Source organism: Permianibacter fluminis, from assembly GCF_013179735.1.
Classification (GTDB): Bacteria; Pseudomonadota; Gammaproteobacteria; order Enterobacterales; family Permianibacteraceae; genus Permianibacter; species Permianibacter fluminis.
This window is the reverse complement of record NZ_JABMEG010000001.1, coordinates 2,295,329-2,318,204: the sequence shown is the minus strand read 5'-3', so window position 1 is coordinate 2,318,204 and position 22,876 is coordinate 2,295,329. Positions and strand designations below refer to the sequence as shown.

The 22,876-nt window shown below is 58.6% G+C and carries 22 protein-coding genes; 4 read left to right on the top strand and 18 right to left on the bottom strand.

The annotated features are described in order from the left end of the window. Positions 1 to 7: 7 nt before the first annotated feature. Both fabB and fabA read right to left on the bottom strand, forming a co-directional pair. Positions 8 to 1,225 (bottom strand): beta-ketoacyl-ACP synthase I, encoded by a 1,218-nt coding sequence (gene fabB, locus HPT27_RS10030; protein WP_172242544.1) that lies wholly within the window; start codon positions 1,223 to 1,225, stop codon positions 8 to 10. Continuing rightward, entirely contained in the window at positions 1,226 to 1,744 is a 519-nt protein-coding gene (gene fabA, locus HPT27_RS10025; RefSeq protein ID WP_172242541.1) for a bifunctional 3-hydroxydecanoyl-ACP dehydratase/trans-2-decenoyl-ACP isomerase, read from the bottom strand. It lies immediately after the preceding gene. 228 nt (positions 1,745 to 1,972) lie between these two features. On the opposite strand from fabA, the gene HPT27_RS10020 reads away from it, so the two are divergent. Together HPT27_RS10020 and HPT27_RS10015 are read left to right on the top strand one after the other, a co-directional pair. Further along, positions 1,973 to 3,376 carry a M20/M25/M40 family metallo-hydrolase gene (locus HPT27_RS10020; protein WP_172242538.1) on the top strand — a complete coding sequence of 468 codons (1,404 nt, stop codon included), beginning with the start codon at positions 1,973 to 1,975 and terminating at the stop codon, positions 3,374 to 3,376. A 96-nt stretch (positions 3,377 to 3,472) separates the two neighbouring features. Continuing rightward, the gene (locus tag HPT27_RS10015) at positions 3,473 to 6,304 is read left to right on the top strand and encodes a M36 family metallopeptidase (protein WP_172242535.1); all 2,832 of its coding nucleotides are present in this window, start codon (positions 3,473 to 3,475) and stop codon (positions 6,302 to 6,304) included. A 69-nt stretch (positions 6,305 to 6,373) separates the two neighbouring features. Here the strand turns inward: HPT27_RS10015 and acpS are convergent, their stop codons facing one another. From acpS to rpoE, 13 genes are all read right to left on the bottom strand, one after another. Further along, on the bottom strand, positions 6,374 to 6,757 hold the full coding sequence (gene acpS, locus HPT27_RS10010; RefSeq protein WP_172242532.1) for a holo-ACP synthase: 384 nt from the start codon (positions 6,755 to 6,757) through the stop codon (positions 6,374 to 6,376). Further along, positions 6,721 to 7,503 carry a pyridoxine 5'-phosphate synthase gene (gene pdxJ, locus HPT27_RS10005; RefSeq protein ID WP_172242529.1) on the bottom strand — a complete coding sequence of 261 codons (783 nt, stop codon included), beginning with the start codon at positions 7,501 to 7,503 and terminating at the stop codon, positions 6,721 to 6,723. The genes acpS and pdxJ overlap by 37 nt, the downstream gene beginning before the upstream one ends. Before the next feature lie 169 nt (positions 7,504 to 7,672). Then, a complete protein-coding gene (gene recO, locus HPT27_RS10000; protein ID WP_172242526.1) occupies positions 7,673 to 8,401 on the bottom strand; it encodes a DNA repair protein RecO in 729 nt (242 codons plus the stop codon). Between the two features lie 20 nt (positions 8,402 to 8,421). Then, a complete protein-coding gene (era, locus tag HPT27_RS09995; protein WP_172242523.1) occupies positions 8,422 to 9,315 on the bottom strand; it encodes a GTPase Era in 894 nt (297 codons plus the stop codon). A gap of 66 nt (positions 9,316 to 9,381) precedes the next feature. Continuing rightward, positions 9,382 to 10,059, bottom strand: a complete 678-nt coding sequence (rnc, locus tag HPT27_RS09990) for a ribonuclease III (protein ID WP_172242520.1) — start codon at positions 10,057 to 10,059, stop codon at positions 9,382 to 9,384. Beyond that, complete coding sequence (locus HPT27_RS09985; protein WP_172242517.1) at positions 10,056 to 10,454, bottom strand: DUF4845 domain-containing protein; 399 nt, start codon at positions 10,452 to 10,454, stop codon at positions 10,056 to 10,058. Before HPT27_RS09985 ends, rnc begins: the two co-directional genes overlap by 4 nt. A 56-nt stretch (positions 10,455 to 10,510) precedes the next feature. Next, positions 10,511 to 11,410, bottom strand: a complete 900-nt coding sequence (gene lepB, locus HPT27_RS09980; protein ID WP_235950866.1) for a signal peptidase I — start codon at positions 11,408 to 11,410, stop codon at positions 10,511 to 10,513. Between the two features lie 140 nt (positions 11,411 to 11,550). Beyond that, the gene (lepA, locus tag HPT27_RS09975; RefSeq protein WP_211197923.1) at positions 11,551 to 13,356 is read right to left on the bottom strand and encodes a translation elongation factor 4; all 1,806 of its coding nucleotides are present in this window, start codon (positions 13,354 to 13,356) and stop codon (positions 11,551 to 11,553) included. A gap of 185 nt (positions 13,357 to 13,541) precedes the next feature. After that, complete coding sequence (locus HPT27_RS09970) at positions 13,542 to 14,726, bottom strand: Do family serine endopeptidase (RefSeq protein WP_328820678.1); 1,185 nt, start codon at positions 14,724 to 14,726, stop codon at positions 13,542 to 13,544. Positions 14,727 to 15,056: 330 nt separating this feature from the next. Further along, a complete protein-coding gene (locus HPT27_RS19705) occupies positions 15,057 to 15,500 on the bottom strand; it encodes a SoxR reducing system RseC family protein (protein ID WP_172242508.1) in 444 nt (147 codons plus the stop codon). Between the two features lie 66 nt (positions 15,501 to 15,566). Beyond that, positions 15,567 to 16,646 (bottom strand): MucB/RseB C-terminal domain-containing protein, encoded by a 1,080-nt coding sequence (locus HPT27_RS09960; protein WP_172242505.1) that lies wholly within the window; start codon positions 16,644 to 16,646, stop codon positions 15,567 to 15,569. Beyond that, positions 16,646 to 17,263, bottom strand: a complete 618-nt coding sequence (locus HPT27_RS09955; protein WP_172242502.1) for a sigma-E factor negative regulatory protein — start codon at positions 17,261 to 17,263, stop codon at positions 16,646 to 16,648. The genes HPT27_RS09960 and HPT27_RS09955 overlap by 1 nt, the downstream gene beginning before the upstream one ends. A 256-nt stretch (positions 17,264 to 17,519) precedes the next feature. Further along, positions 17,520 to 18,110: an RNA polymerase sigma factor RpoE gene (gene rpoE, locus HPT27_RS09950; RefSeq protein ID WP_172242499.1), complete on the bottom strand. Its 591-nt coding sequence runs from the start codon at positions 18,108 to 18,110 to the stop codon at positions 17,520 to 17,522. Positions 18,111 to 18,478: 368 nt separating this feature from the next. On the opposite strand from rpoE, the gene nadB reads away from it, so the two are divergent. Next, a complete protein-coding gene (gene nadB / locus HPT27_RS09945; RefSeq protein ID WP_172242496.1) occupies positions 18,479 to 20,080 on the top strand; it encodes an L-aspartate oxidase in 1,602 nt (533 codons plus the stop codon). A 62-nt stretch (positions 20,081 to 20,142) separates the two neighbouring features. Here nadB and HPT27_RS09940 read toward each other — a convergent pair whose 3' ends face one another. The 3 genes from HPT27_RS09940 to HPT27_RS09930 are packed head-to-tail and all read right to left on the bottom strand — an operon-like array spanning position 20,143 to position 21,724. Continuing rightward, positions 20,143 to 20,883 carry a tetratricopeptide repeat protein gene (locus HPT27_RS09940; RefSeq protein ID WP_172242493.1) on the bottom strand — a complete coding sequence of 247 codons (741 nt, stop codon included), beginning with the start codon at positions 20,881 to 20,883 and terminating at the stop codon, positions 20,143 to 20,145. 41 nt (positions 20,884 to 20,924) lie between these two features. Further along, the gene (locus tag HPT27_RS09935) at positions 20,925 to 21,431 is read right to left on the bottom strand and encodes a protein YgfX (RefSeq protein WP_172242490.1); all 507 of its coding nucleotides are present in this window, start codon (positions 21,429 to 21,431) and stop codon (positions 20,925 to 20,927) included. A gap of 14 nt (positions 21,432 to 21,445) precedes the next feature. Further along, a complete protein-coding gene (locus tag HPT27_RS09930) occupies positions 21,446 to 21,724 on the bottom strand; it encodes an FAD assembly factor SdhE (protein ID WP_268935740.1) in 279 nt (92 codons plus the stop codon). Positions 21,725 to 21,922: 198 nt separating this feature from the next. Between HPT27_RS09930 and ygfZ the strand changes: the two genes are divergently transcribed. Next, positions 21,923 to 22,843, top strand: a complete 921-nt coding sequence (gene ygfZ, locus HPT27_RS09925) for a CAF17-like 4Fe-4S cluster assembly/insertion protein YgfZ (RefSeq protein ID WP_172242484.1) — start codon at positions 21,923 to 21,925, stop codon at positions 22,841 to 22,843. Positions 22,844 to 22,876 lie beyond the last annotated feature (33 nt).

Below are 22,876 nucleotides of genomic sequence, written 5' to 3'. Positions count from 1 at the left end.
TACAGGTTCAGCGCTGGAACTTCTGCATCACCAGTGTGGCATTGGTGCCGCCAAAACCGAAGCTGTTCGACAGCACGGTATTGAGCTTCACGCCGGTGCGAGTCTGCTGGACGATGGGCAGATCGGCAGCGGCCGGATCCAGTTCGTCGATGTTGGCCGAGGCGCAGATGAAATCATTCTGCTGCATCAGCAGGCAGTAAATGGCTTCCTGTACGCCGGCAGCGCCCAGCGAGTGGCCCGACAGCGATTTGGTCGAGCTGATCGGCGGAACCTCTTTGCCAAACACTTCGCGGATGGCACCGAGTTCCGCGACATCGCCGACCGGTGTCGAAGTGCCGTGGGTGTTGATGTAATCCACCGGCGCTTTGGTGGTTGCCAGCGCCATTTTCATGCAGCGCATGGCGCCTTCGCCGCTCGGGGCAACCATGTCGGCACCATCGGAGGTGGCACCGTAGCCGACGATTTCGGCCAGGATGTTGGCGCCGCGCTTCAGCGCATGCTCCAGCGACTCCAGCACCAGAATGCCGCCACCGCCCGCGATGACAAAACCGTCGCGGTGCTTGTCATACGCCCGCGAGGCTTTTTCCGGAGTCTCGTTGTACTTGCTCGACAGCGCGCCCATGGCGTCAAACATCATGCTGAACGACCAGTACACCTCTTCGCCGCCACCGGCAAACATCACATCGGCTTTGCCAAGCTGGATTTGCTCCATGGCGTTGCCGATGCAATGCGCGCTGGTCGCGCAGGCTGACGAAATCGAATAGTTGATGCCCTTGATTTCGAATGCCGTCGACAGGTTGGCCGAGATGCTGGAGCCCATCACGCGCGGCACCATGTAAGGACCAACGCGGCGGACGCCACGCTCTTCCAGGGTCTTGATTGCTTCGTATTCGTTCTGCGGCGAGTGACCGCCGGCGCCGGCGATAAGGCCGGTGCGGACATTGCTGATCTGGTCTTGCGTCAGACCGGCTTGTTCGATGGCTTCTTTCATCGACAAATAAGCGTAGGCCGCACCATTGCCCATGAAGCGCTTGAGTTTGCGATCGATCAGCGCTTCCAGATCAATCTGCGGAATACCCGAGACCTGACTGCGCAGGCCACGCTCGACATGGCTCTCGTCGCGGCGAATGCCGGACCGTCCTGCTTTCAGCGAGGCCAGCACTTCCTGCTGGTTGTTACCAAGACAGGAGACGATGCCCATCCCGGTGATCACGACCCGTTGCATTTACGCAAACTCCGCAAAATTGGTGAAGAGGCCAACCCGCAGATCAGCCGCGGTGTAGATGACTTTGCCGTCTACGCTGACGGTGCCGTCACCGATCACCAGATTCAGTTTACGGGCAATCACCCGCTTGATCTGGATGCGGTATTGCACCAGCTTGTTGGTTGGCAAAATCTGGCCGGTGAATTTCACTTCACCGACGCCGAGGGCGCGACCGCGACCCGGCAGACCTTTCCACGGCAAAAAGAAACCCGCGAGCTGCCACATGGCATCCAGACCGAGGCAGCCCGGCATCACCGGATCACCTTTGAAATGACAACCGAAAAACCACAAATCCGGTTTGATATCGAGCTCGGCGACGATCTCGCCTTTTCCATGCTCGCCTCCCTCTTCGCTGATGTGGGTGATGCGATCAAACATCAGCATGTTGGGGGCCGGCAGCTGAGCGTTGCCCGGACCGAACATACGGCCCTCAGCACACTCCAACAATTGCTCCCGGTTGAACGACGACGGTCTGGACATCGAAAACTCCGGCGGCTGCAAAATCATCCGTTGGGATGACGCGCCGTCTGATATGTGGACGGGTAGGTAAACGCAGTCGCCAAGGGCCGAATCTGTGGCCCCGGCGACGGACGCGGTATTATGCCAGTCACACCTTTTACGCTGGTCTGACCAAATGATGACAACTGGCCAGACCCCGGACCGGACCGCGTGCGCTTTTGATTCGCACGAAATGAGGAAACCGACACCATGACAACCGCGCAAAACCAGCCAATTCCGGCCTTTCTTGAGCAGTTTTGGGAACGCGAGATTCTGCCAACACTGGCCGAGTACATCCGCATCCCGAACAAATCCGTACATTTCGATCCGGATTGGGCAAAAAACGGCCATATGGATCGCGCCATCGAGCTGGTTGCCGACTGGTGTCGCAAGCATCCGCTGCCCGGCATGAAAATGGATGTGCACCGACTGCCGGGCCGCACGCCCGTACTGCTGGTGGAAGTACCGGGAAATGGTCAAGGCAACACGCTGATTTACGGCCACCTCGACAAGCAGCCGGAGTTCACCGGTTGGGCCGAGGGTTTGGCACCGTGGCAACCGGTGCGTCGTGACGACAAGTTATATGGTCGCGGTGGTGCCGATGACGGCTACGCCATCTTCGCCTCGTTCGCTGCCTTGCTTTGGCTGCAGGAAAGCGGCCGCAGTTTTGGTCGCACGCTGATGCTGATTGAATGCTCGGAAGAAAGTGGTTCGCCGGACTTGCCGGCGTATATGGAAGCGCTGGCGGATCGCATCGGCCAGCCGGAATTGGTGGTTGCACTGGACTCGATGTGTGGCAATTACGAACAGTTCTGGTCGACCACGTCCTTGCGCGGCAACATGCTTGGCACCTTGAAAGTGGACGTGTTGACGGAAGGCGTGCATTCCGGCGCTGCCAGCGGCATTGTGCCGTCGTCGTTCCGGGTATTACGGCAACTGCTCGACCGCATTGAGAACAGCAACACCGGCGTAATCCTGCCGGAATTTTTGAAGACCCGGATTCCGACCTATCGCGTCGCCGAATCCGCCCACGCCGCCGAAGTGCTGAATGAAGAAATCGCCAGCGCCTATCCGTTCGTCAGCGGCATGCGGCCAGTGACTCGCGATTACAGCGAGCAAATGCTCAACAACACCTGGCGCACCACGCTGTGCGTGACGGGAGTCGACGGCATGCCGGCGCTGGCCAATGCCGGCAACACCCTGCGGCCCTATACCGCAGTCAAACTGAGCCTGCGCTTGCCGCCGGATCTGGACGCCAAGCACTGCGCTGCCGAGTTGAAAAAACTACTCGAACGCGATCCGCCTTACGGCGCCAAAGTCAGCTTTGATATCACCGGTGCCGACACCGGCTGGAATGCGCCAGCGTTCACGCCGAAATTGAATAGCCAGCTGCACGAGGTCTCGCAACGCTACTTCGGCAAACCAGCCGTGCACTACGGCTGCGGCGGCACCATTCCGTTCATGCGTTTCCTGTCCGACCGTTTGCCGAACGCACAATTCGTTGTCACCGGCGTGCTGGGCCCGCACTCGAATGCCCATGGCCCGAATGAGTTCCTGCATATTCCGATGGTGAAGAAAGTCACGGCGTGCGTCGCCGATTTGCTGGCACGATAACCGGCAAGCAGGGTTCAGCTTGATACTGGATGGCCTTTTTCTCAATGGGCCTTTCTTGATGGCGGGTACCGAATGGTCATTAAACGGGGAGCTTGCATGAGCAAAGCGGTTGCAGCAAAACAAGGCAGCATTGCACGGCGCGCGGCCGGCGCGCTCACGATTGCCCTTGCACTGACGAGCGCGATCGCAGCAAGCGAGCTAAGTGCTGAGCCCATTCAAACCTTGCATCGTGATCCGGTTACCGGCGAGCCGCGCTTCATCCGCCTGCACGCTGAACCGCTGCCGGGCATCGGTGTTTTGCGGGCCGGCGAACGCGAGCATGCCATTCGGCAGCGCATTGCCGAGCTCTATGCTCTGCCAAGCGGCAGTCAGGACAGCCTGACACTGAAAGGCGCGATCAACCAACGTGATGGCCATCAACTGTATGTGTTTGACCAGCGCTTTAATGGCCTGCCAATACTCGACAGCCGAATCAGCGTGCTGCTCGACGGCGCGGCGCGCCTGCAGGCGATCAGCGGCGAGATCAGCAAGCAAACGACTGCCGTTGCCCACAGCAAATCCGAGACCCGTGCAGCGGCCCAGCTCAAGCAGGCATTGGCGGCGCTGGGCATCACCCGCGAGGTAGAAAAGACCGGCCAAGACAGTGATGGCGCGTGGCATTACCGCGCCGCCGCACCTGACCGCGCGGAAAAATCGGTCGACGAAGTTCGCGCCAATGCCGTCTACGTGCGCCAGCAACAGCAATTGCTGCCGGCCTGGCGCTATGAAATCACGGTCAGCACCGGTAACCGCAGCACATTATGGGAACTGGTGGTAAGCGAAACCGGCACGGTTTTACGTCAACGCTCGCTCACGCACGACGCCAGCTTCCAGTACCGAGTGTATGCGGATGCCAGCGGAAATTTCCAACCCTTTGACAGCCCGCATGGCGACCAAACGCCGCACCCGACCGGATCCGCAGAGCCGCCGTTGAATCCGAGTGTTGTCAGCGCCAATCTGGTGAGTCTGCAAAACGCGCCCTTCTCGCGCAATGATCCATGGCTACCCGCCAATGCCACGGTATTGCGCGGCAATAATGCCGATGTGTATTTGGACAAAGACGGAATCAACGGCTTCAGCGGTAGCGACCGCCGCGTTAGCCTATCAGGTGCTGGAACGTTCGATTACAGCTTCGACCCCAATCAAAACGTCAACAGCAATGCCAGCAACCAGAATGCCGCCATGTTGCAGGCGTTCTACACCGTCAACTGGCTGCATGATCTGTTCTACGATGCCGGCTTCAACGAAGCGGCAGGCAACGGCCAAACCAGCAATTATTCCCGGGGCGGCATGGCGAATGATGCCTTGCTGCTGGAAATTCAGGACACCGAAGACCGCAATAACGCCAACATGAGCGTGCCTGGTGATGGCAACCCGCCACGCATGCAAGTATTTATCTTCGACGGCGCAACCACTCATAAGCTGACGCTCTCCGGCGGCCTGACTGCCGACTACGACACCGGCAGCGCCGCATTCGGTGACCAGAATTTTGATGTCACCGGCGATATCGTCGTCTGGAATGATGGCGTGGTCGGCAGCGATACCGATCCCAACACCAATGATGCCGATGCATCGGTATTCGATGGTTGTGAAGCGCACCCGACACCAGCCCAAATTACCGGCAAGATTGCACTGATCAATCGCGGTTGGTGCAAGTTCCAGGAAAAGGCCGCCAATGCGCAGCAGGCTGGTGCGATCGGTGTGATCATCGCCAACCATTTGGACAACAGCACAGTCGCGATGGCCAGTATTGCCGGCGGCCCCGCGGTGACGATAGGCGCGTTATCCATCGGCAAGGCGGATGGCGATGCGCTACGCAGTGCACTTGGCGGCGCAGCAGTCAGCGGTCACATGCAACGTACAACTGGGCCGGATATTGATGGCGCCCTGGACAGCACCCTGGTTGCGCACGAATGGGGCCATTATCTCAACAACCGGCTGATGAACATCAGCAGCCAACAATCGCAAGGCATGGACGAAGGCTGGTCCGATTTTGTTGCGTTGGTAGCGCTGTCTCGCGACGGTGACGATCCGGATGGCGTCTATGCTTTCTCCGGTTATGTCAGCAGCGATCATTTCCATGGTCTGCGCCGCTTCCCCTACAGCACGGACATGAGCAAAAATGGCCTGACTTTCAAACACATTGCCGACGGAGTCTTGCTGCCGGATGGCCGTTCCGGTGCCACGAACTCCGAAGTGCATGCCACCGGAGAAGTCTGGGCGAGTATGCTATGGGAAGGCTACAGCAGTCTGCTCGCCAACTATCCGGCTGCTGAAGCCAAAACCCGTATGCTCGACATCATTGTCCGGGCACAACTGCTGATGCCAAGCGATCCGGATTTCGTCGAAGCGCGCGACGCTGTCATCGCGGCGATCACCGATCCGGCTGATCAACTGCGGTTCTGGCAAGGTTTCAGCAAACGCGGTCTGGGCGTCGGTGCGCAGGCACCAAGCAAGAGCGTTGACGCGCAAACCGGTGGCAGCGAAAGTTTTGTCACGCCACTGCCACCGACGGCAAATGCGGGCGCTGACCAAACTGTCACCGAAGGCAATAGCGTTAGCTTGAGTGGTTCGGGCAGCGATGGCGATAGCGCTATCCTGAGTTATCGCTGGACCCAGTTGAGCGGACCGGCAGCGAGCCTGAGCAACGGCGGCATGGGAGCGACAACACGCTTTACGGCACCGAGCATCAGCAGCAACGCCACGTTAACGTTTCAGCTGACGGTTACCGACAATACTGGACTCACGGCAACTGACGTCGTGGTCATTACCGAACAAGACAACCCCAATGCCAGCAGTGGCGGAGGTGGTGGCGGCGGCGGTGGCACAAGCTCGCTGCTTCTTGCCGGCTTGCTGAGCTTATTGGCCGGTTGGCGAAAGCAGAAATAAAATGAACACTGGAGAGAAAAAGGCCCGATTGAATCGGGCCTTTTTTTAAACCGGTGTCAGCAATGCGCATTATTCGGTTTCGACTACCGCAAACGCCAAAGCGTGATCACGCTCATCGCTGATGCTCAGATGGCAATGCCGGGCTGCCATCGCCTGCATTCGCAACATTGCCCCGCCATGCAGGATCACGTGCGGCTTGCCGCGCTCATCGTTGGCAATTTCGATATCGTTGAGATTGACGCCTTCGGCGATTCCGGTCCCCAAAGCCTTGGAGACTGCCTCTTTGGCAGCGAAGCGCTTGGCCAAATAGCGTGCCTGGTGTTGGCTGTCCTGAAACCGCAACAGCTCGTTGGGGTGCAGCACCCGCTCGACAAAGCGCTCGGCATGACGACCAAGCACTTCCTCGATGCGCTTGATTACAACGAGATCGGTGCCGATGCCGACGACGGCCATGGTCTTGCCTCCACCATCAAGCGTTTGATTTCACGCACGGCCTGATCAAGACCGACGAACAATGCCCGCGCCACAATGGCGTGACCGATATTGAGCTCATACAACTCCGGCAAGCGCGCGATGGCTTGCACATTGTGGTAATGCAGACCGTGCCCAGCGTTGACAATCAAGCCACGGCGCGCAGCAAACTTGGCGGCATGGGCAATGCGTTGCAGCTCCAGTTTTTGCTGCTCGCCCTCGCTTTCCGCGTAGGCGCCGGTATGCAGCTCGATATACGGCGCGCCGCAGCGAATGGCGGCTTCGATTTGGGCTTCGTCGGCATCGATAAACAGTGACACCAGAATGCCTTGTTCTGCCAGACGTTGACAGGCAGCCTTGATGGTCGTTTCGTGCCCGGCAACATCAAGCCCGCCTTCGGTGGTGAGCTCTACCCGCTTCTCCGGCACCAGGCAGCAGAACGCGGGCTTGATGGCACAAGCAATACCGAGCATTTCCTCGGTTACGGCCATCTCCAGGTTCATGCGCGTGCCCAAGCTTTCTTTCAGAATATGAACATCGCGATCACGAATATGGCGGCGGTCTTCCCGCAGGTGCACGGTAATGCCGTCCGCACCGGCCTGTTCGGCCAGCAATGCTGCCTGCACCGGCTCCGGATAGCGCGAACCGCGGGCATTCCGGACCGTGGCAATGTGATCAATATTGACACCCAACAGACAAGGGCCACGATTCACGTGATTGGCATTCATGGTAATGAGCTCGATATAAAATCCGGTTACTGCATCGCCGCAGTCGTTGACCGCCGGCATTCCCCGTCAATCCCAGCGAATAGGTCGCACTATTTGCCAGTCGATTCATGTGCCGGTCGGCTCATGCGCCTGTAGTTTCATACGCCTACAGTCTCATACGCCAGTCAATTCAGGCGCCGGCAGGTTCGTCTGCCAACTGTTTCAATACCTGACGCGCGCGCCAAAGCTCTCGAGTATGCAGTGGCTCGCTACCCAGATGTGCGGCCAACAGCAAACGCAACAGACGCTTGGCCTCAGTCGGATTGGCCGGCCAATTATGATCGGCAAAAGCAAGCAAGTCATCTCCGCTGAAGCCACCGGCAACAGGCGCACTGCCAATGATGCCGATATCAGCATCAACCCGATAACACTGCCCTGCTCGCACCGGCTCGCCTTGTTCGTCGCAATCCAGTGCAATGCCATAGCCAAGCTCGCTGAGCAATGCCCACTCAAATTGGCGCAGGCAGTTGGCGATCACACTGTCATCGCCCTGACTCAGCGCCAGCAATTGCAAACTGCGTTCATAATCGTCAAACAGTTGTGGATGGCTGTCCTGTTCCGGCAGCAGGCGCAGCAATAGCTCATTGCAGTAGAGTGCGCACAGTGCAATGTCCGGCGAAAGCGGCCAGCCGGGCGCCAAGGCTTCGGCATCCTGCAAGTAGAGATAATCGCGAGACGCGTTCAATTGCAGGTGCAGGGGAATAAACGCTTGCAACAGCCCGGCGATTGGTGAGCGCCGCTTGCCCTTGACGCCGCGTGCAGCCACCCGCAACCGGCCGCGCTCCCGACAAAAAACCTCCAGCAGGACGCTGGTGTCGCGCCACGGCTTGACGTGCAGAATATAGGCGCGCGCATCCATTCAGCGCTTCACTTGCCGGCTCACTCTTCGGTATAGCCGAGGCTGCGCAGTGCGCGTTCGTCATCAGCCCAGCCGTCTTTGACCTTGACCCAGAGCTCCAGAAAAACTTTGCAGCTGAACAGTTTTTCCATATCGAGTCGAGCGTCCTGACCGATTTGCTTGATCCGCTCACCCTTGTCGCCAATGACAATCGCCTTTTGCCCGGCCCGCTCAACGAAAATGACCGCGTGGATTTCCGCCCGGCCGGTTTCATCATGCTTGAACTGCTCAATTTCCACCGTAGTGGCGTAAGGCAACTCGGCGCCAAGACTGCGCATCAGCTTTTCCCGGATGAACTCTGCAGCCAAAAAGCGCTGACTGCGATCGGTCACTTCGTCGGGACCGAAAATGTGTTCATTCTCGGGAATGTATTTGCTCAACACCTTCAGCAAGGTGTCGATATTGCGGTCAGACTGGGCCGAGCCCGGCACAATTTCGGCGAAATTGCGCTTCGCACCAAGCACTGCCAAATGCGGCAGCAAACGCTCCTTGGGGTGTATTGTGTCGACCTTGTTGACGAACAAGAGTATCGGCGCCTTGGCCTCTTTCAACCGTTCCAGCACCAGCTCGTCATCTTCGGTAAACGCCAGTCCTTCGACCACCCAGATGATGGCATCAACATCGGCAACGGATGACGCTGCGGCCCGGTTCATGTAGCGATTGATCGCGCGCGCTTCCTGCTTGTGCAAGCCGGGTGTATCCACAAACAGAATCTGGGTATCGCCTTCGGTATGAATACCCAGAATGCGGTGGCGAGTAGTCTGCGGCCGCCGCGAGGTAATGCTGATCTTTTGGCCGATCAGCCGGTTCATCAGCGTTGACTTGCCGACATTGGGCCGGCCGACGATGGCGACATAGCCGCATTTCTGAGTCATGGTTTTACCTGAAACTTGTTTATATGAAACTGGCTTTACTGGGTTTGGTGACGCAAACCGCGGCGCTTACGCGCGTTGCATTTGCTTGAGCAAAACACTGGCGGCCTGTTGTTCTGCCCTACGCCGACTGCTGCCACGCCCTTCGGATTGGCTGCCATCGTGCAAAGTACAGCGCACATGAAAAGTCTGGGCATGCGCATCACCATAGGTCCCGAGCAATTCATACAGCGGCAGCGGTAAGCGCGCGCCCTGCAGCGCTTCCTGCAATTGGGTCTTGGCATCCTTGTCGGTGCCGGCATCGGGAAGTTGTTCCAGCCGATCGGCAAAGAGCCGCAGCACCACCTGTTCACAGACTGGGAATCCGCCATCCAGATAGATGGCGCCAATCAGCGCTTCCAGTGCATCGGCCAAGATCGACTCGCGACGAAACCCGCCGCTTTTCAGCTCGCCCGAACCCAGATGCAGCACATCGCCAAGCTGCAACTCCGTCGCCAGCTCGGCCAGGGTTTTTTCCTTGACCAGACTGGCCCGCATCCGGCTCAGCTCGCCTTCACTCGCATCGGGAAAGCGCTGGTAAATCTGCGAGGTGATGACGTGCCCCAGCAGTGCATCACCCAAAAATTCGAGTCGTTCATTGTGCCGGGATGAGGCACTACGATGGGTCAACGCCGTATCCCGCAGTGTTTCATCGGTAAAGGTATAACCGAGCCGTCGCAAAAACGCTGATAGCAATAATGGATTCATTCCTTCAGCGGGACCCGTTCCTCGAACCAGACGACAGCATCAACGTTGAACATAATGGGTTTGCGAATTTCGTAGGCAACAACCAACTCCTTGGTGCCGTCATCCGCGACCTCAACGCTAACGTCGTCTTCGACTATGCTATGCACTTCGTCGATATAGAACTGCTTTACTAAATTCTTCCACACAGTGCCCTTGTTCATGCTGCTGGCACCGCTGCTCGCCGCAACTTGATTCACGGCTTTCTTGACCGACATATTTTCCAAGTATATCGGCGCAAGCTTCATCACAATCAGCGCCGTAACCCCCAGCGTCCCCAGCACAAACATCCAACTCCAAATCGTCATGCCGCGTTGCGACTTCATCATTTGCCGCTGCATCAATTGCTGTTGAACCATGTTGTCGTTCTCCTTGTTTGTTCTACAACACCATGCCCGCCCAAACACTCAACCGATTAGTTTATGCCACCAACCCTGCTGAAGCTGATACCGGTCGGTACCCAACCCAGAAAGGGGATGTCCAGGCCAAAATCCAGATGCAGCCAGACTGCCACAGCACGACCTTTGAGATTCTCATCCGGGATGAAACCCCAGTAACGGCCGTCATGACTGCGGTCACGGTTATCGCCCAGAGCAAAGTAATGCCCTTCCGGCACCACCCACTCATTACGATGCTGGTAGAAATATGGCTCCATGTCCACCCGGTCAGGGTGAATCAGCAGCTGATGCTTGTGTTCACCCAGCTGTTCCTGCCAGACATCGGCCGGCACGCCGTTGTCATCAAAGCCGGCAGCGGCGACCAACTCCCGGTCCACCTTGAACGGTTGCGGGCAAGCCGTGCCAGCCGGGACCTTGCAGGCAGGTTCGACAAACAGCGTCTTGTCGGCATAGCGAATGCGGTCACCCGGCAGGCCAACGACCCGCTTGATGAAATCCTGGCTGGGATTTTCCGGGAAACGGAACACCACCACATCGCCGCGGGCCGGATCCGACAAGGCGACGACTTTCTTGTTCACCACCGGCAGCCGAATGCCATAGCTGAACTTGTTGACCAGAATAAAGTCGCCTTCGACCAGGGTAGGCTTCATCGACCCGGACGGAATCCGAAACGGCTCGAACAGAAATGACCGCAGCAAGAAGATAGCCAGCAAAATAGGGAAGAAGGATTTGGCCTGCTCGACCAGCGCCGGTTCTTTTGCCAACACGGCCGAGGTAGCCGCTGCACCTGACTCACTGGCTGCTGCTCCCGACGCCGCTACCGCCAGCCGCCGGCGCGGTGCCAGCATCAGCGCATCAAACAGCCAGATCGCCCCGCAAATGCTGGTGGCAACAAACAGAATCAGCGAAAAGTCCATCCTTACACCTTTGTTTGCGGGACCCGCATCAAGCGGCATCCGGTTTATTGTGAATTCAGGTTTATTGTGGATTCAGCATAAGTTGAGCCGGCCGTTAACTCACTCGTAGCCAACTTACCGCGTCACTTACCTGCCTTTACTTATTTGTCTTTGCCCACTTGCAGCACCGCCAGGAAAGCCTCTTGCGGGATCTCAACCCGGCCTACCTGCTTCATCCGCTTCTTGCCCTCTTTCTGCTTTTCCAGCAGCTTTTTCTTGCGCGAAATGTCACCGCCATAACACTTGGCCAACACGTCTTTGCGCATGGCCTTGACGGTTGAACGGGCGACAATCTGGTTGCCAATCGCGGCCTGAATGGCGACTTCGAACATTTGCCGAGGGATCAGCTCTCTCATCTTCTCGACCAACTCGCGACCACGGTAGAACGCATTGTCACGATGCGTAATGACCGCCAGTGCGTCAACTTTGTCGCCGTTAATCATGATGTCCAAACGGCACAGGTTGGCCGCCTGGAAGCGAACGAAGTTGTAATCCAGTGAGGCATAGCCGCGCGAACATGACTTCAACCGGTCGAAGAAATCGAGCACCACTTCCGCCATTGGTAGTTCATACGTCAACGAGACCTGGCGGCCGACATAGAGCAGCTTGGTCTGCACACCACGCTTTTCTTGACACAGTGTAATGACGCTACCCAAATGCTCCGGCGGCACCAGAATATGCGCCTCGCAGATCGGTTCGCGCATTTCGTCGATGACACCGAGATCAGGCAAACGGGACGGATTCTCACAGTAAACGACTTCACCGTTGGTTTTCAGCACTTCATAGATAACAGTCGGCGCAGTGGTGATGAGGTCGAGGTTATATTCCCGCTCCAAACGCTCCTGGATGATCTCCATGTGCAGCAGGCCGAGAAAGCCGCAGCGAAAGCCAAAGCCCAGCGCCGTCGAGTTTTCCGGTTCGTAGAACAGCGAGGCGTCGTTCAATGACAACTTATCGAGGGCGTCACGGAAGGCTTCATAATCATCTGACGAGACCGGAAACAGACCGGCATAGACTTGCGGTTTGATTTTCTTGAAGCCAGGCAAGGCATTCGCCGCCGCATTCTTGGTGGTAGTCAAGGTGTCGCCGACCGGCGCGCCCATAATTTCCTTGATGCCGGCGATGATGTAACCCACTTCCCCCGCTTTCAAATGATCAAGCGGTTTTTTCTTTGGCGTGAAAATACCGAGCTCGGTCACTTCATAAGCGCGGCCGGTCGACATCACCTGCAGCTTTTCGCCTTTCCGGACCGTGCCGTTGACTACCCGCACCAATGACACCACACCACAGTAATTATCAAACCAGGAGTCGATAATCAGCGCTTGCACCGGTGCATTCTCGTCACCTTTTGGCGCCGGAATTCTACTGACGATCCGCTCGAGCAAATCATCGATGCCAATGCCTTCTTTGGCCGAACAACGTACGGCATCGTGCGCATCGAGGCCAATCACTTCCTCGATTTCCTTGGCCGCACGGTCTGGATCAGCCGTTGGCAGATCAATCTTGTTCAATACCGGCAGCACTTCCAGATTTTGATCAAGCGCGGTATAGCAATTCGCCAGCGTCTGCGCTTCCACGCCTTGTGCGGCATCCACCACCAACAGCGCGCCTTCGCAGGCCGCCAGCGAACGGCTGACTTCGTACGAGAAGTCGACGTGGCCGGGGGTATCGATGAAATTCAGCTGATACAGCTGGCCGTCTTTGGCTTTGTATTTCAGCGTCACGCTCTGCGCTTTGATGGTGATGCCGCGTTCGCGCTCGATCGGATTGTTGTCGAGCACCTGCTCCTGCATCTCGCGGTCTTCAAGACCGCCGCAGCGCTGAATCAGCCGATCCGACAGCGTGGACTTGCCGTGGTCGATATGGGCGATAACGGAAAAATTGCGAATCTGTTGAATGTACGACATGGGGGTCCGGGTACGGGGTCTGCCAGCGACGGGTTCTATCTGCAACTGGCGTTCCTGCTAAATGTTGGCGTCAGGAACGGGTTCAAGCCGAAAAGTCAGAGCGGCGGGCCGTCTTGGCCCGCCGCAAGTCGCTGATTTTACCTTAAAACCCGACCGGGAATGGCACCCGATTCAGGCCCGACGACTTATTCCGGCACCCGCAGCACCAAAAAGCGGGCATTTCCACGGGTCACCACATGCACCGGCACCGACTTGCCTGCCGGCAGCTTGCTGACCAGCTCCCGGAACTGGCTGACCGAGCTGACCGGCTGCCGGTTGATCGACAGGATGATGTCGCCGGGACGTATGCCGGCATCGGCGGCCGGGCCATCCTCGACATCGCGGACCAGGATGCCACCGTCGGCAGCCGCATCAACCCGCTGCTCATCGGTCAATTCCCCGACGACCACGCCGAGCCGGCGTTGTTTGTTACCGGTCGAATCGCTGCTGGCGACCTCATCGTCTGCCTTCTTGGCACCAACGGTGACGCTCAAAGTCTTGACCTTGCCATCGCGCAACAGCTCGATTTTGGCCGACTTGCCCGGTTTGACGGCACCAATCAGGAACGGCAATTCGCCCGAGTCCTCGATTTTCTGGCCATCGACACCCGTGATCACATCGCCCGCCTTCAGACCCGCCTTGTCAGCCGGGCCGCCTTTTTCGACGCTGCCAATCAAGGCGCCACGCGGCCGATCGAGACCGAAGCTGGCGGCAATTTCATCGGACACATCCTGAATGCCAACGCCAATGTAACCGCGAGCGACCTTGCCGCCGGCTTTCAGCTGCTGAGCGACGTCCATGGCCAAATCAATCGGGATGGAAAACGACAGGCCAATCGAGCCACCATTCGACGACAGAATTTGCGAGTTGATGCCAACCACTTCGCCGTTGATATTGACCAGCGGACCACCGGAGTTGCCGCTGTTGATGGCGACATCGGATTGAATGAACGGGACATATTGATTCCAGCGCAGGCTGCGGCCCTTGCCGCTGACGATACCTGCTGACACCGAATGCTCCAGACCAAACGGCGCGCCAAACGCCAGCACCCAGGCGCCCGGTTTCAGCGCGTCAAGGCTGCCGATCTTGGCGGCTTTCAGATTACTGGCCTCAATCTTGAGCAGGGCAACGTCGGCGTCTTCGTCTTCACCGACTTTCTTGGCGGTAAACACCCGACCGTCTTTCAAATGCACCTTAATCGTTTCGGCTTCGGCAACAACATGATGATTGGTCAGGACATAACCATCAGTCGAAATAATGAAACCGGAGCCACTCGGTCCGCCGCGCGTACGCCCGGAGGCCTTGATGTCGGTACTGATTGAGGTGACCACCGGGCTCACCTCTTCGACCAAGGGAGTAAAGTCCGGCAAATTGATTCCGGCCCGGGCAGCAAAGCCGAACAAGAGCAAGGCAGCGACGGCTGCCGATTTCAGCAATGTACGCATTCTTTGTTCACACCTGTGGTTTGTGAAAACAGAAAAACAAAACTCGTGTTGGCGCGGCGACCTGCGGCAATCGAATTGCCGTCAGATTGAAAGCGGCAGCAATTCGCGTTCGACGACGGCCAGGTTGCCAGCGCAAATCGGCTATTGTGACCACGCCGATCGGCTACTGTTCCACGCAGTGGTCGCGCAAGAGTCGTGTGCTGGTAAACAAGTGTTTCAGCGGTCGCCGGGCGGTGATGCCGCAGCAGAGCGAGCATTGTCTGAACACGGCGAGTCGAGCACTTCCCGTCGCAGCAAGGTCAGTACCGGCTGCCGCGTCAACCTGCTCAAGCGCTGGCGAACCAACCAGAACGAGGCCACCAACACCAGTGCCGTCAGCAGCACCTGCACACTTTCCGGAAGGGACGCCGCCGCCGCCAACGCAACGGTAAGGAGCATCACGAGCAGTGGAACGCCGTACAACCATAACGCGGCACGTTGCAGCAGTTGCGGCTGCATCCCGACCACGACGACATCACCGCAGGCAACCACACAATCTTCCGACGTGGCCACCGACAGCGTAGCGGTTGAGTTGGTCTTGGCGCTGAACAATTGGGCACCGCAGCCATTCCCCGCTGCGCAGCGGGGACAATCGGCGCGCTGCAGTGGGCGTAGCTGCATTTGATTGCCTGCGATAGCAATAACTTCAGCCCGTTGTTCCAGCATGATCAGCGGGTTGTCACCGGTTCAGAGCGAGTCGCTCGATTTGGCCGCGGCTTTTGTTTCAGCCTTGGCCTCGGGCTTTACCGGCAGCGCTTTCACCGAACCGGCAATCCGGCGGGCGGTCTGGCTCGGAATATCGCCAACGACGGTGACCCGGCGCTCACGGTCTGCAGTTTCAACAATGGTCATCGCTCCTTTGCGCCAGGTCCGCTCCAGGCTGTTGACGCCTTGTGGCGGCAAGCTGACATAAACCGAAATCGACGCCACGCCATCGGAAAACAGCAGATGCTGCACCGGCACCGTGCTGTCATTGCGGTGCTGCATTTGCTGGCTGCGCAGTGTGAAACCATCGGGCAGCCAACCCACTTGCCAGGCGGCGGCAACTTGCTCTGTGGCCGGCGCCTTGGCGGTCAATACCCGCACCCCGGCTGGCGCACTGACCGCAAAGCCAACGCGCAAATCGGCTTCCGGAATGGCGTCCTTGACTTGCAAGGACACCACTTGCCACTGCTCGATAATTTGCTCGGCCTGATTGAGCAGATCGGAGCGAAGCAGCAAGCCACTGCTGGCATCAACCCAGAGCCGATAGCCGTAACGTTCACCGTCACTGGAGCGGATGATGATTTCGCGAGCATCACGACCGGCAATGCGGGCCGGGCCACCATCGCTGAGTTGATAGTGCGCACGCATTTGCTGCAGATTGCTAAGCAAGGCCCGGGTCCAGACGACATTGCCATCAGCTTTGTCGAGCATCACCGGTTGGGCACCGGCCAGATAGGCAGTGATGGTGTCATCTTCGCGGATGACTTCACGTGGCTGACCATTCAGATGCACCAGCCGCTCGCGCTCGCGGCCTTCGCTCAGCGCATGCACCAAGCGCATCGGTTCGATCTTGCCATCACGGACATAGACGAACGACAAATCGTAATTGAGTTCGCGAAACGCACGGACCATGCCATCAAGCAAGGCATTCGGATCCGGCTCCACCGCGCCAGCGGACAGCGGCAGGCACAGTGCGGTACCGAGCCAGGACAAGCGCAGCTTCGTCAGCCGTGTGTGTATCAATGCTTGCAGAAATTGACGCAAGGACAACAGACGCTTCATCAGGGCTGTACCTGCTCCGCATGACTGACTGGTGCAACGGGCGCCGCTTCAGTGGGCAACTCTTCAACCGGCTGTTCATCAATCGACACATCAATCCGGTCCGACACGACCCGGGCATAAGGCAGCATCACATTCAGACCATTGGCAGACACGGCCTCGGTGTGATTGATCAACATATCTTCCAGCCGGGCGCGTTCGTCATCAACCACTACCGGCGCATCGGCAACCTGACTGACAGGCGCCGCGACCATCATGGTTGGTGCCGATTCGGCACTGCTGGCAACCGCAGCATCATTCGGCTGGAACGACTGGAAGCTGACAATGGCAACGGCAAACACCGATGCCGCCACCGCAAAGCCGACCGCTTTTTGCCAAGCGGTGACCGGACGTGGACGCGGCGCCAGCACGGTAGGTTCATCTGCCAGCGCCAAACTGATGCTGCTGCTGAGATCACAATACTGTTCCGGCAATTCATTCTGCACGGCATCGCGGATCAGGTGATAACGGCCCCAGACCGCCCGCGCCGGCTGATTGGCAAGCAAGCGCTCCAGCTCCGGCGCCGACGGCACATCACCATCCATCAAGGCCGACAGCTGCAGGCGCTGATGCTCTGACACAGAGGATTCCGATAGAGCAGATTCCGATACAGAAGACTCAGATACAGACACTGCCGAGACTGCGGCTTCAGAAACAGTTTGCTCAGGCACAGAACGCTTGTTCATACGATCACCGGTCAGCTCTTGCTTGTTGTCTGGATTTGTCATGTCGGATGGGTTCGCCATGTCGTTTTGCATCGTCATCTGTCATTTGCTTGCTGCGTTTGCTAGCCAGCTCGTTTGCTAGCCACTTCGTTTGCTAACCACTCTGCCGAACTCAGGTTTCCATCAGCGGGGCCACCCGCCGATCCACGGCATCGCGCGCCCGGAATATCCGCGACCGCACCGTGCCAATCGGGCATTCCATGACTTCCGCAATTTCTTCGTAACTGAGGCCGTCAAACTCGCGCAGCAGCAGCGCAGTCCGCAGCTCTTCCGGCAAGTCGGCAATGGCCTCGTCAATCACCCGCTTCAGCTCGGCCGTCAACAACAGCCGCTCGGGGCTGGCGTTGTCGGTTTGACCGGCCAAATCCGCCAGTTGTTCCGGCTCCAGACCATCGACATTGGCGGTCTGCGGCCGGCGCGACTGGGCAGCGAGGTAGTTCTTGGCTGAATTGATCGCAATGCGATAGAGCCAGGTATAAAACTGGCTGTCGCCGCGGAAATTGGGCAAGGCGCGGTAGGCTTTGATGAATGCCTCTTGCGCCACATCGGCAATTTCCGAGCGGTTGCGTATATAGCGGCTGATGAGCGCCATGATGCGCTGCTGGTATTTACGCACCAGCAGATCAAACGCGCGCTTGTCGCCGCGTTGCACCCGCGCAACCAGCTCCGCATCGGTTTCGGGCTGGGTTTTATGTTCGCCCATATTGGCTGATTGATTCCCATAGGCCAAAGCGGGCCATTTAATGGTGGAGTCTGACCGGGGCCGCTGGCGCGAGTTCCGTTAGCGAGCAAACTCCGGCAAGAACAACTGCCCGGTTGCCGCCTGTCGGGTCTGCATTGCGGTTAAAATGCCCGCCGCGCGTTACCCCGGTCCGTGGTACAGGCTCTGCTGTACCGCTTTCCGACTATTCTGAGCCAGCAACCGGCGGTTCGCCAGTCCGGTCGCCACTGATTAAAAAAGCAGCAAGCGTTGCCTGGCCGACTCGTCAACCAAGACGACCACTGGCTGATGCGCGTTCTTGCTGCCGTTGACCCGAGCCTTCGGGCCGACCTGAACCCATAGGACAGAAAATGACGTCCCGGCAGCATGCATGTGATGTTCTCGTAATCGGCTCCGGCGCCGCCGGGCTGTCGGCCGCGCTGCGTTTGGCGCCACGTGGCAAGGTCGCGGTGTTGGCCAAATCCACCGTTACCGAAGGCTCGACCTACTATGCCCAGGGCGGCATTGCCGCCGTGCTGGACGACAAGGACAGCGTCGAGTCACACGTTCAGGACACGCTGGTGGCCGGCGCCGGCTTGTGCGTTGAAGCCACCGTCCGCTACACCGTCGAACACAGCCGCGCGGCGATTGAATGGCTGGTGGCGCAAGGCGTCAGCTTTTCCACCGAGCCGGGCCTTGATGGCCAACCGCAATTCCATCTGACCCGTGAAGGTGGCCATTCCCATCGGCGCATCATTCATTCGGCCGATGCAACCGGCCGCGCCGTCGAAACCTCGCTGGTCGATGCCGTCAAAGCGCAGCCGAATATCCAGCTGTTCGAACGCTATATCGCCATTGATTTGCTGACCACCCACAAACTGAATTTGCCGGGCAAACGCTGCGTCGGTGCTTATGTCCTGAATCTGGCCAGTGGTGAAGTGGAAACCATTTCGGCGCGCTTTGTCGTGCTCGCGACCGGCGGCGCCAGCAAGGTGTATCTGTATACCTCGAACCCGGACGTGGCGTCGGGCGACGGCATCGCAATGGCGTGGCGGGCCGGCTGCCGAGTCGCCAACCTTGAGTTCAACCAGTTTCATCCGACCTGCCTGTATCACCCGCAGGCAAAAACGTTTTTGCTGACCGAAGCGCTGCGCGGTGAAGGCGCCTATCTGCGCCGGCCCGATGGCAGCCGGTTCATGCCGGATTACGACGAGCGGGCCGAGCTGGCGCCGCGCGATATCGTCGCCCGCGCCATCGACAATGAAATGAAACGGCTCGGCGCCGACAGCATGTTTATCGACATCAGTCACCAGAGCGCCGAATTCATCACCAGCCATTTCCCGACCGTTTACGAGCAGTGCCTGAAGTACGGTTTCGATCTGACCACGCAGCCGATTCCGATCGTGCCGGCTGCGCACTACACCTGCGGAGGCGTACTGGTGGACTTGCGTTCGCGCACCGATCTGGAACAGCTTTACGCGGTCGGCGAAGTGGCCTGGACCGGCCTGCACGGCGCCAACCGGATGGCCTCGAATTCACTGCTGGAATGTCTGGTTTTTGCCGAAGCGGCCGCCGAAGACATTCTGGCCGAATGGCACCGGGTGCCGGCACCACCGACGCTGCCGGCCTGGGATGAAAGCCGGGTCACCGACTCCGATGAACAGGTCGTGATCTCACACAACTGGCATGAACTGCGCCAGCTGATGTGGGATTACGTCGGCATTGTCCGCACCGACAAACGACTGGAGCGCGCCCAGCGCCGCATCCAGCTGCTGCAGGAAGAAATCCGCGAGTATTACAGCCATTTCCGGGTCACCAACGACTTGCTGGAACTGCGTAACCTGGTGCAAGTAGCCGAGCTGATTGTCCGTTCGGCCATGAGCCGGAAAGAAAGCCGCGGCCTGCATTACAATCGCGATCATCCGGAACAGAAAACCGGTAGCAGCAGCCGGCAAACCATCCTGACGCCGTAACGCCACAGAAAAGCTCTCAGCACAAAAAAGCCTGCTGTCGCAGGCTTTTTTTTCGCTGGCAATTACAAGCTGCTGCGCAAGTCGCGCACCGCTTTCAATTCCTCTTTGTACTGCTGCCGATAAAACGACGGTGCGTGTTCGGCGCCCAGCAGCAGATCGTCAAGCAAGACCTTGGCTTCCGCCGTCTCTCCCAGTTTGCGTAGCAGCCGGGCATACGCCAGTTTGGCTACCGGACCCGGGTAATACTGACTGAGCGCAGCAAACTCGGTTTTGGCCGCAGCCAATTCACCCAGCGCTTCCAGACTGCGGGCATAAAGCAAATGACTGTCAGCCGATTTGAAATCCGGATTGGCGGCAATCAGTTCATCGAGCGTCTGGCGGGCGTCCTGATACCGGCCTGCGGCAAACTGCGCCTTGGCCAACACCTGCAGCAAATTGGGGTCGTGCAAAAACAGCCCCTTGCGGGCATTCTGGGCGGCGTCAATCGCTTCGTTGTGATGACCGGTCTGCAGGCATTCTTCGGCAAATGCGATGACATTGCCGACACTGTTGTTGATGGTCATGGCGCGGGCATGCTGACGCAGATCCTTGGTCGGATCGAAAGTCTTGGCTACCGATTTGCGGGCCCGCTGGGCACCGCGGCTACTGGCCATGGCCGGCACCAGTTCAACAATCAGATATGCCAAGCAACCGATCATCGAGCCGATGATGATCACGTAAATCCAGATTCGATCACGGCCGGTACGTACCGCGTGAACCAGACAAGCGACCTGCAGCAAAATCGACAAAAGAAAAAACGGCACAACACTCTCCAAAATTGCATCGGTCAGACAAGACAATCCGGCTACGGCGCATCCGCCTGATGCTGCCACAACTGGCGGCACAGGCGCCGGTATTGCTCCGGCCCCAACATGTCGGGCGTCAGCAACAAATTGCCACGACGACGCCAGAACCTGACTGACGAAGCCTCAGCCAACCGCCAGTTCAACACGACAAAACTGCTGGCCACAAAAGTGCCGGCGCGCAATTGCACCGCCTGCATCCGATCCACATCGACACCAACCGCCCAGCCTTCGGCATCATGCTGCAGCACCCGGATGGCTGTCCGCTGGCGCAACCCCAACTGACCATCAATGCGCCAGCCATTGTTGAACAGAATCAGGCCAAGCAAGAACAGCGACAGCAGCAGCAGACTCCACCACCAGCCAGTGGCCGAGTGATAAAGCGGCGGCAAGGCAATCAAAACCAGCGCCGCAATCAGCAGATGAAACAGCACATTGAGCAGCCGCCAGCGCGGCGCCGCCTGCAGCAGAAAGCGCTGCGTCTCGGTATTTTTTTTTTGGTCGGTCACGGCAACGCCGCCGTTCAGGTCGTCGGCAGGCTGGCGCGTATGCGCGCAATGGCCCTGCCATTGGCGGGGTTTTCTGGCTGGGCATACCCCATCAGCCAGCTGTAGATGTCCGGATCCGGTTCCGCCAACAGCGCGATGAATTCATGCCAACCGGTTTCATCCAGCTGTTCCAGCGCGCGGTCAAAATACGGCTGCAGGATCACGTCCAGTTCCAACATGCCGCGCCGGCACTGAAACCGCAGTCTGCGCTGCTGCACGTCGGGAAGCGTCTTACCGTACAATGGCCACCTCATCTTTCGGTCGGGTTGCAGCTTGGAAGGCGCCGCAAAAACGGTCGGCCCCGCTGCGTTTTTTGTCCGGGTTGTTACCGAATCTACCGGCGGATTTCCGGGTCCGGGATTGTAACAATGGCGGAGCGACAATGGGTAAGTCGCCGTGGCCAAACAACCGAAAGCAAACGACCGGGAATACACAGCAATGGGCGGGCAGCAATGAGCGGATTGATCACGATGGAACAGTTTCTGGCGAATCAGCCAGTGCCAGCACACTGCCGGCTGGACGACAGCGCTGCTGGCCGGGATCAGCTCGGCGCGCTCGCGGTGAGCGGTCCGGATGCTGGCAAGTTTCTGCAGGGCCAGTTGACCTGTGATGTGCTGGCCCTGACGCCGGGCCAGCAGACGCTGGGCGCCAGTTGCACGCCGCAAGGGCGGATGCGGGCAGTGTTCCGGCTGCTCCGGCGCGATGACGATTTTCTGCTGCTGATGCCGCGCACCGTGGTGCCACTGCTGCTCGACGCGCTAAAAAAATACGCGGTGTTTTTCAAAGCCCAGCTGCGCGATGCCAGTGCCGAGTTCCAGATTTGGGGGCTATGGGGCAGCGCACTTGCGACCGAATCAACGTTCGACTCAACGACAGTCCGGTTCGCGTTGAACGGTCCGTTTGCGCGGCAACTCCTGCTTGCCCCCGCGGCGGCTACCGAGCCGGTCCTGCCCGGCCCCACGCTGGCCGCCTGCCACTGGGCCGTTGCCGAGATGCTGGCCGGCGAGCCCGCCGTCTACCCGGAAACCATGGAAAAACTGTTGCCACACCACGTCAATTTGCCAGCTGCGGGTGGCGTCAGCTTCAATAAAGGCTGCTATACCGGTCAGGAAATTGTTGCCCGGATGGAGTACCGCGGCAAAATCAAAACCCATTTGCAGCTGGCGGGCACCGACTTCACCGGTCTGGTGCCGCCGGGCTGCCCGGTAAATACGGGCGATCGGAGCGTTGGCGAAGTGGTCCGTAGCGCACCTACAACCGGAGGCCAGTTATTGCTGTTGTCTTTGAGTGACCAGGCCGTGGCAGAACCGGCCCAGACCGAGCAATTGCAGCTGGGTCTGCCAGAGGCGCCTATACTAGAACTGCATCGCTAGTTGCGGACCCGTCCCGACCCACACCACGGTCCC

What these genes read in the sequence shown, in the direction of transcription:
- HPT27_RS19705 (WP_172242508.1), bottom strand. Translation starts at nt 15,500, where the DNA reads ATGCAGCTACGCCCACTGCAGCGCGCCGATTGTCCCCGCTGCGCAGCG.
- rnc (WP_172242520.1), bottom strand. Translation starts at nt 10,059, where the DNA reads ATGAATCCATTATTGCTATCAGCGTTTTTGCGACGGCTCGGTTATACC.
- HPT27_RS09985 (WP_172242517.1), bottom strand. Translation starts at nt 10,454, where the DNA reads ATGGTTCAACAGCAATTGATGCAGCGGCAAATGATGAAGTCGCAACGC.
- HPT27_RS10015 (WP_172242535.1), top strand. Translation starts at nt 3,473, where the DNA reads ATGAGCAAAGCGGTTGCAGCAAAACAAGGCAGCATTGCACGGCGCGCG.
- era (WP_172242523.1), bottom strand. Translation starts at nt 9,315, where the DNA reads ATGACTCAGAAATGCGGCTATGTCGCCATCGTCGGCCGGCCCAATGTC.
- pdxJ (WP_172242529.1), bottom strand. Translation starts at nt 7,503, where the DNA reads ATGAATGCCAATCACGTGAATCGTGGCCCTTGTCTGTTGGGTGTCAAT.
- HPT27_RS10020 (WP_172242538.1), top strand. Translation starts at nt 1,973, where the DNA reads ATGACAACCGCGCAAAACCAGCCAATTCCGGCCTTTCTTGAGCAGTTT.
- HPT27_RS09930 (WP_268935740.1), bottom strand. Translation starts at nt 21,724, where the DNA reads ATGAGGTGGCCATTGTACGGTAAGACGCTTCCCGACGTGCAGCAGCGC.
- fabB (WP_172242544.1), bottom strand. Translation starts at nt 1,225, where the DNA reads ATGCAACGGGTCGTGATCACCGGGATGGGCATCGTCTCCTGTCTTGGT.
- lepB (WP_235950866.1), bottom strand. Translation starts at nt 11,410, where the DNA reads ATGGACTTTTCGCTGATTCTGTTTGTTGCCACCAGCATTTGCGGGGCG.
- fabA (WP_172242541.1), bottom strand. Translation starts at nt 1,744, where the DNA reads ATGTCCAGACCGTCGTCGTTCAACCGGGAGCAATTGTTGGAGTGTGCT.
- HPT27_RS09960 (WP_172242505.1), bottom strand. Translation starts at nt 16,646, where the DNA reads ATGAAGCGTCTGTTGTCCTTGCGTCAATTTCTGCAAGCATTGATACAC.
- acpS (WP_172242532.1), bottom strand. Translation starts at nt 6,757, where the DNA reads ATGGCCGTCGTCGGCATCGGCACCGATCTCGTTGTAATCAAGCGCATC.
- rpoE (WP_172242499.1), bottom strand. Translation starts at nt 18,110, where the DNA reads ATGGGCGAACATAAAACCCAGCCCGAAACCGATGCGGAGCTGGTTGCG.
- nadB (WP_172242496.1), top strand. Translation starts at nt 18,479, where the DNA reads ATGACGTCCCGGCAGCATGCATGTGATGTTCTCGTAATCGGCTCCGGC.
- lepA (WP_211197923.1), bottom strand. Translation starts at nt 13,356, where the DNA reads ATGTCGTACATTCAACAGATTCGCAATTTTTCCGTTATCGCCCATATC.
- recO (WP_172242526.1), bottom strand. Translation starts at nt 8,401, where the DNA reads ATGGATGCGCGCGCCTATATTCTGCACGTCAAGCCGTGGCGCGACACC.
- ygfZ (WP_172242484.1), top strand. Translation starts at nt 21,923, where the DNA reads ATGAGCGGATTGATCACGATGGAACAGTTTCTGGCGAATCAGCCAGTG.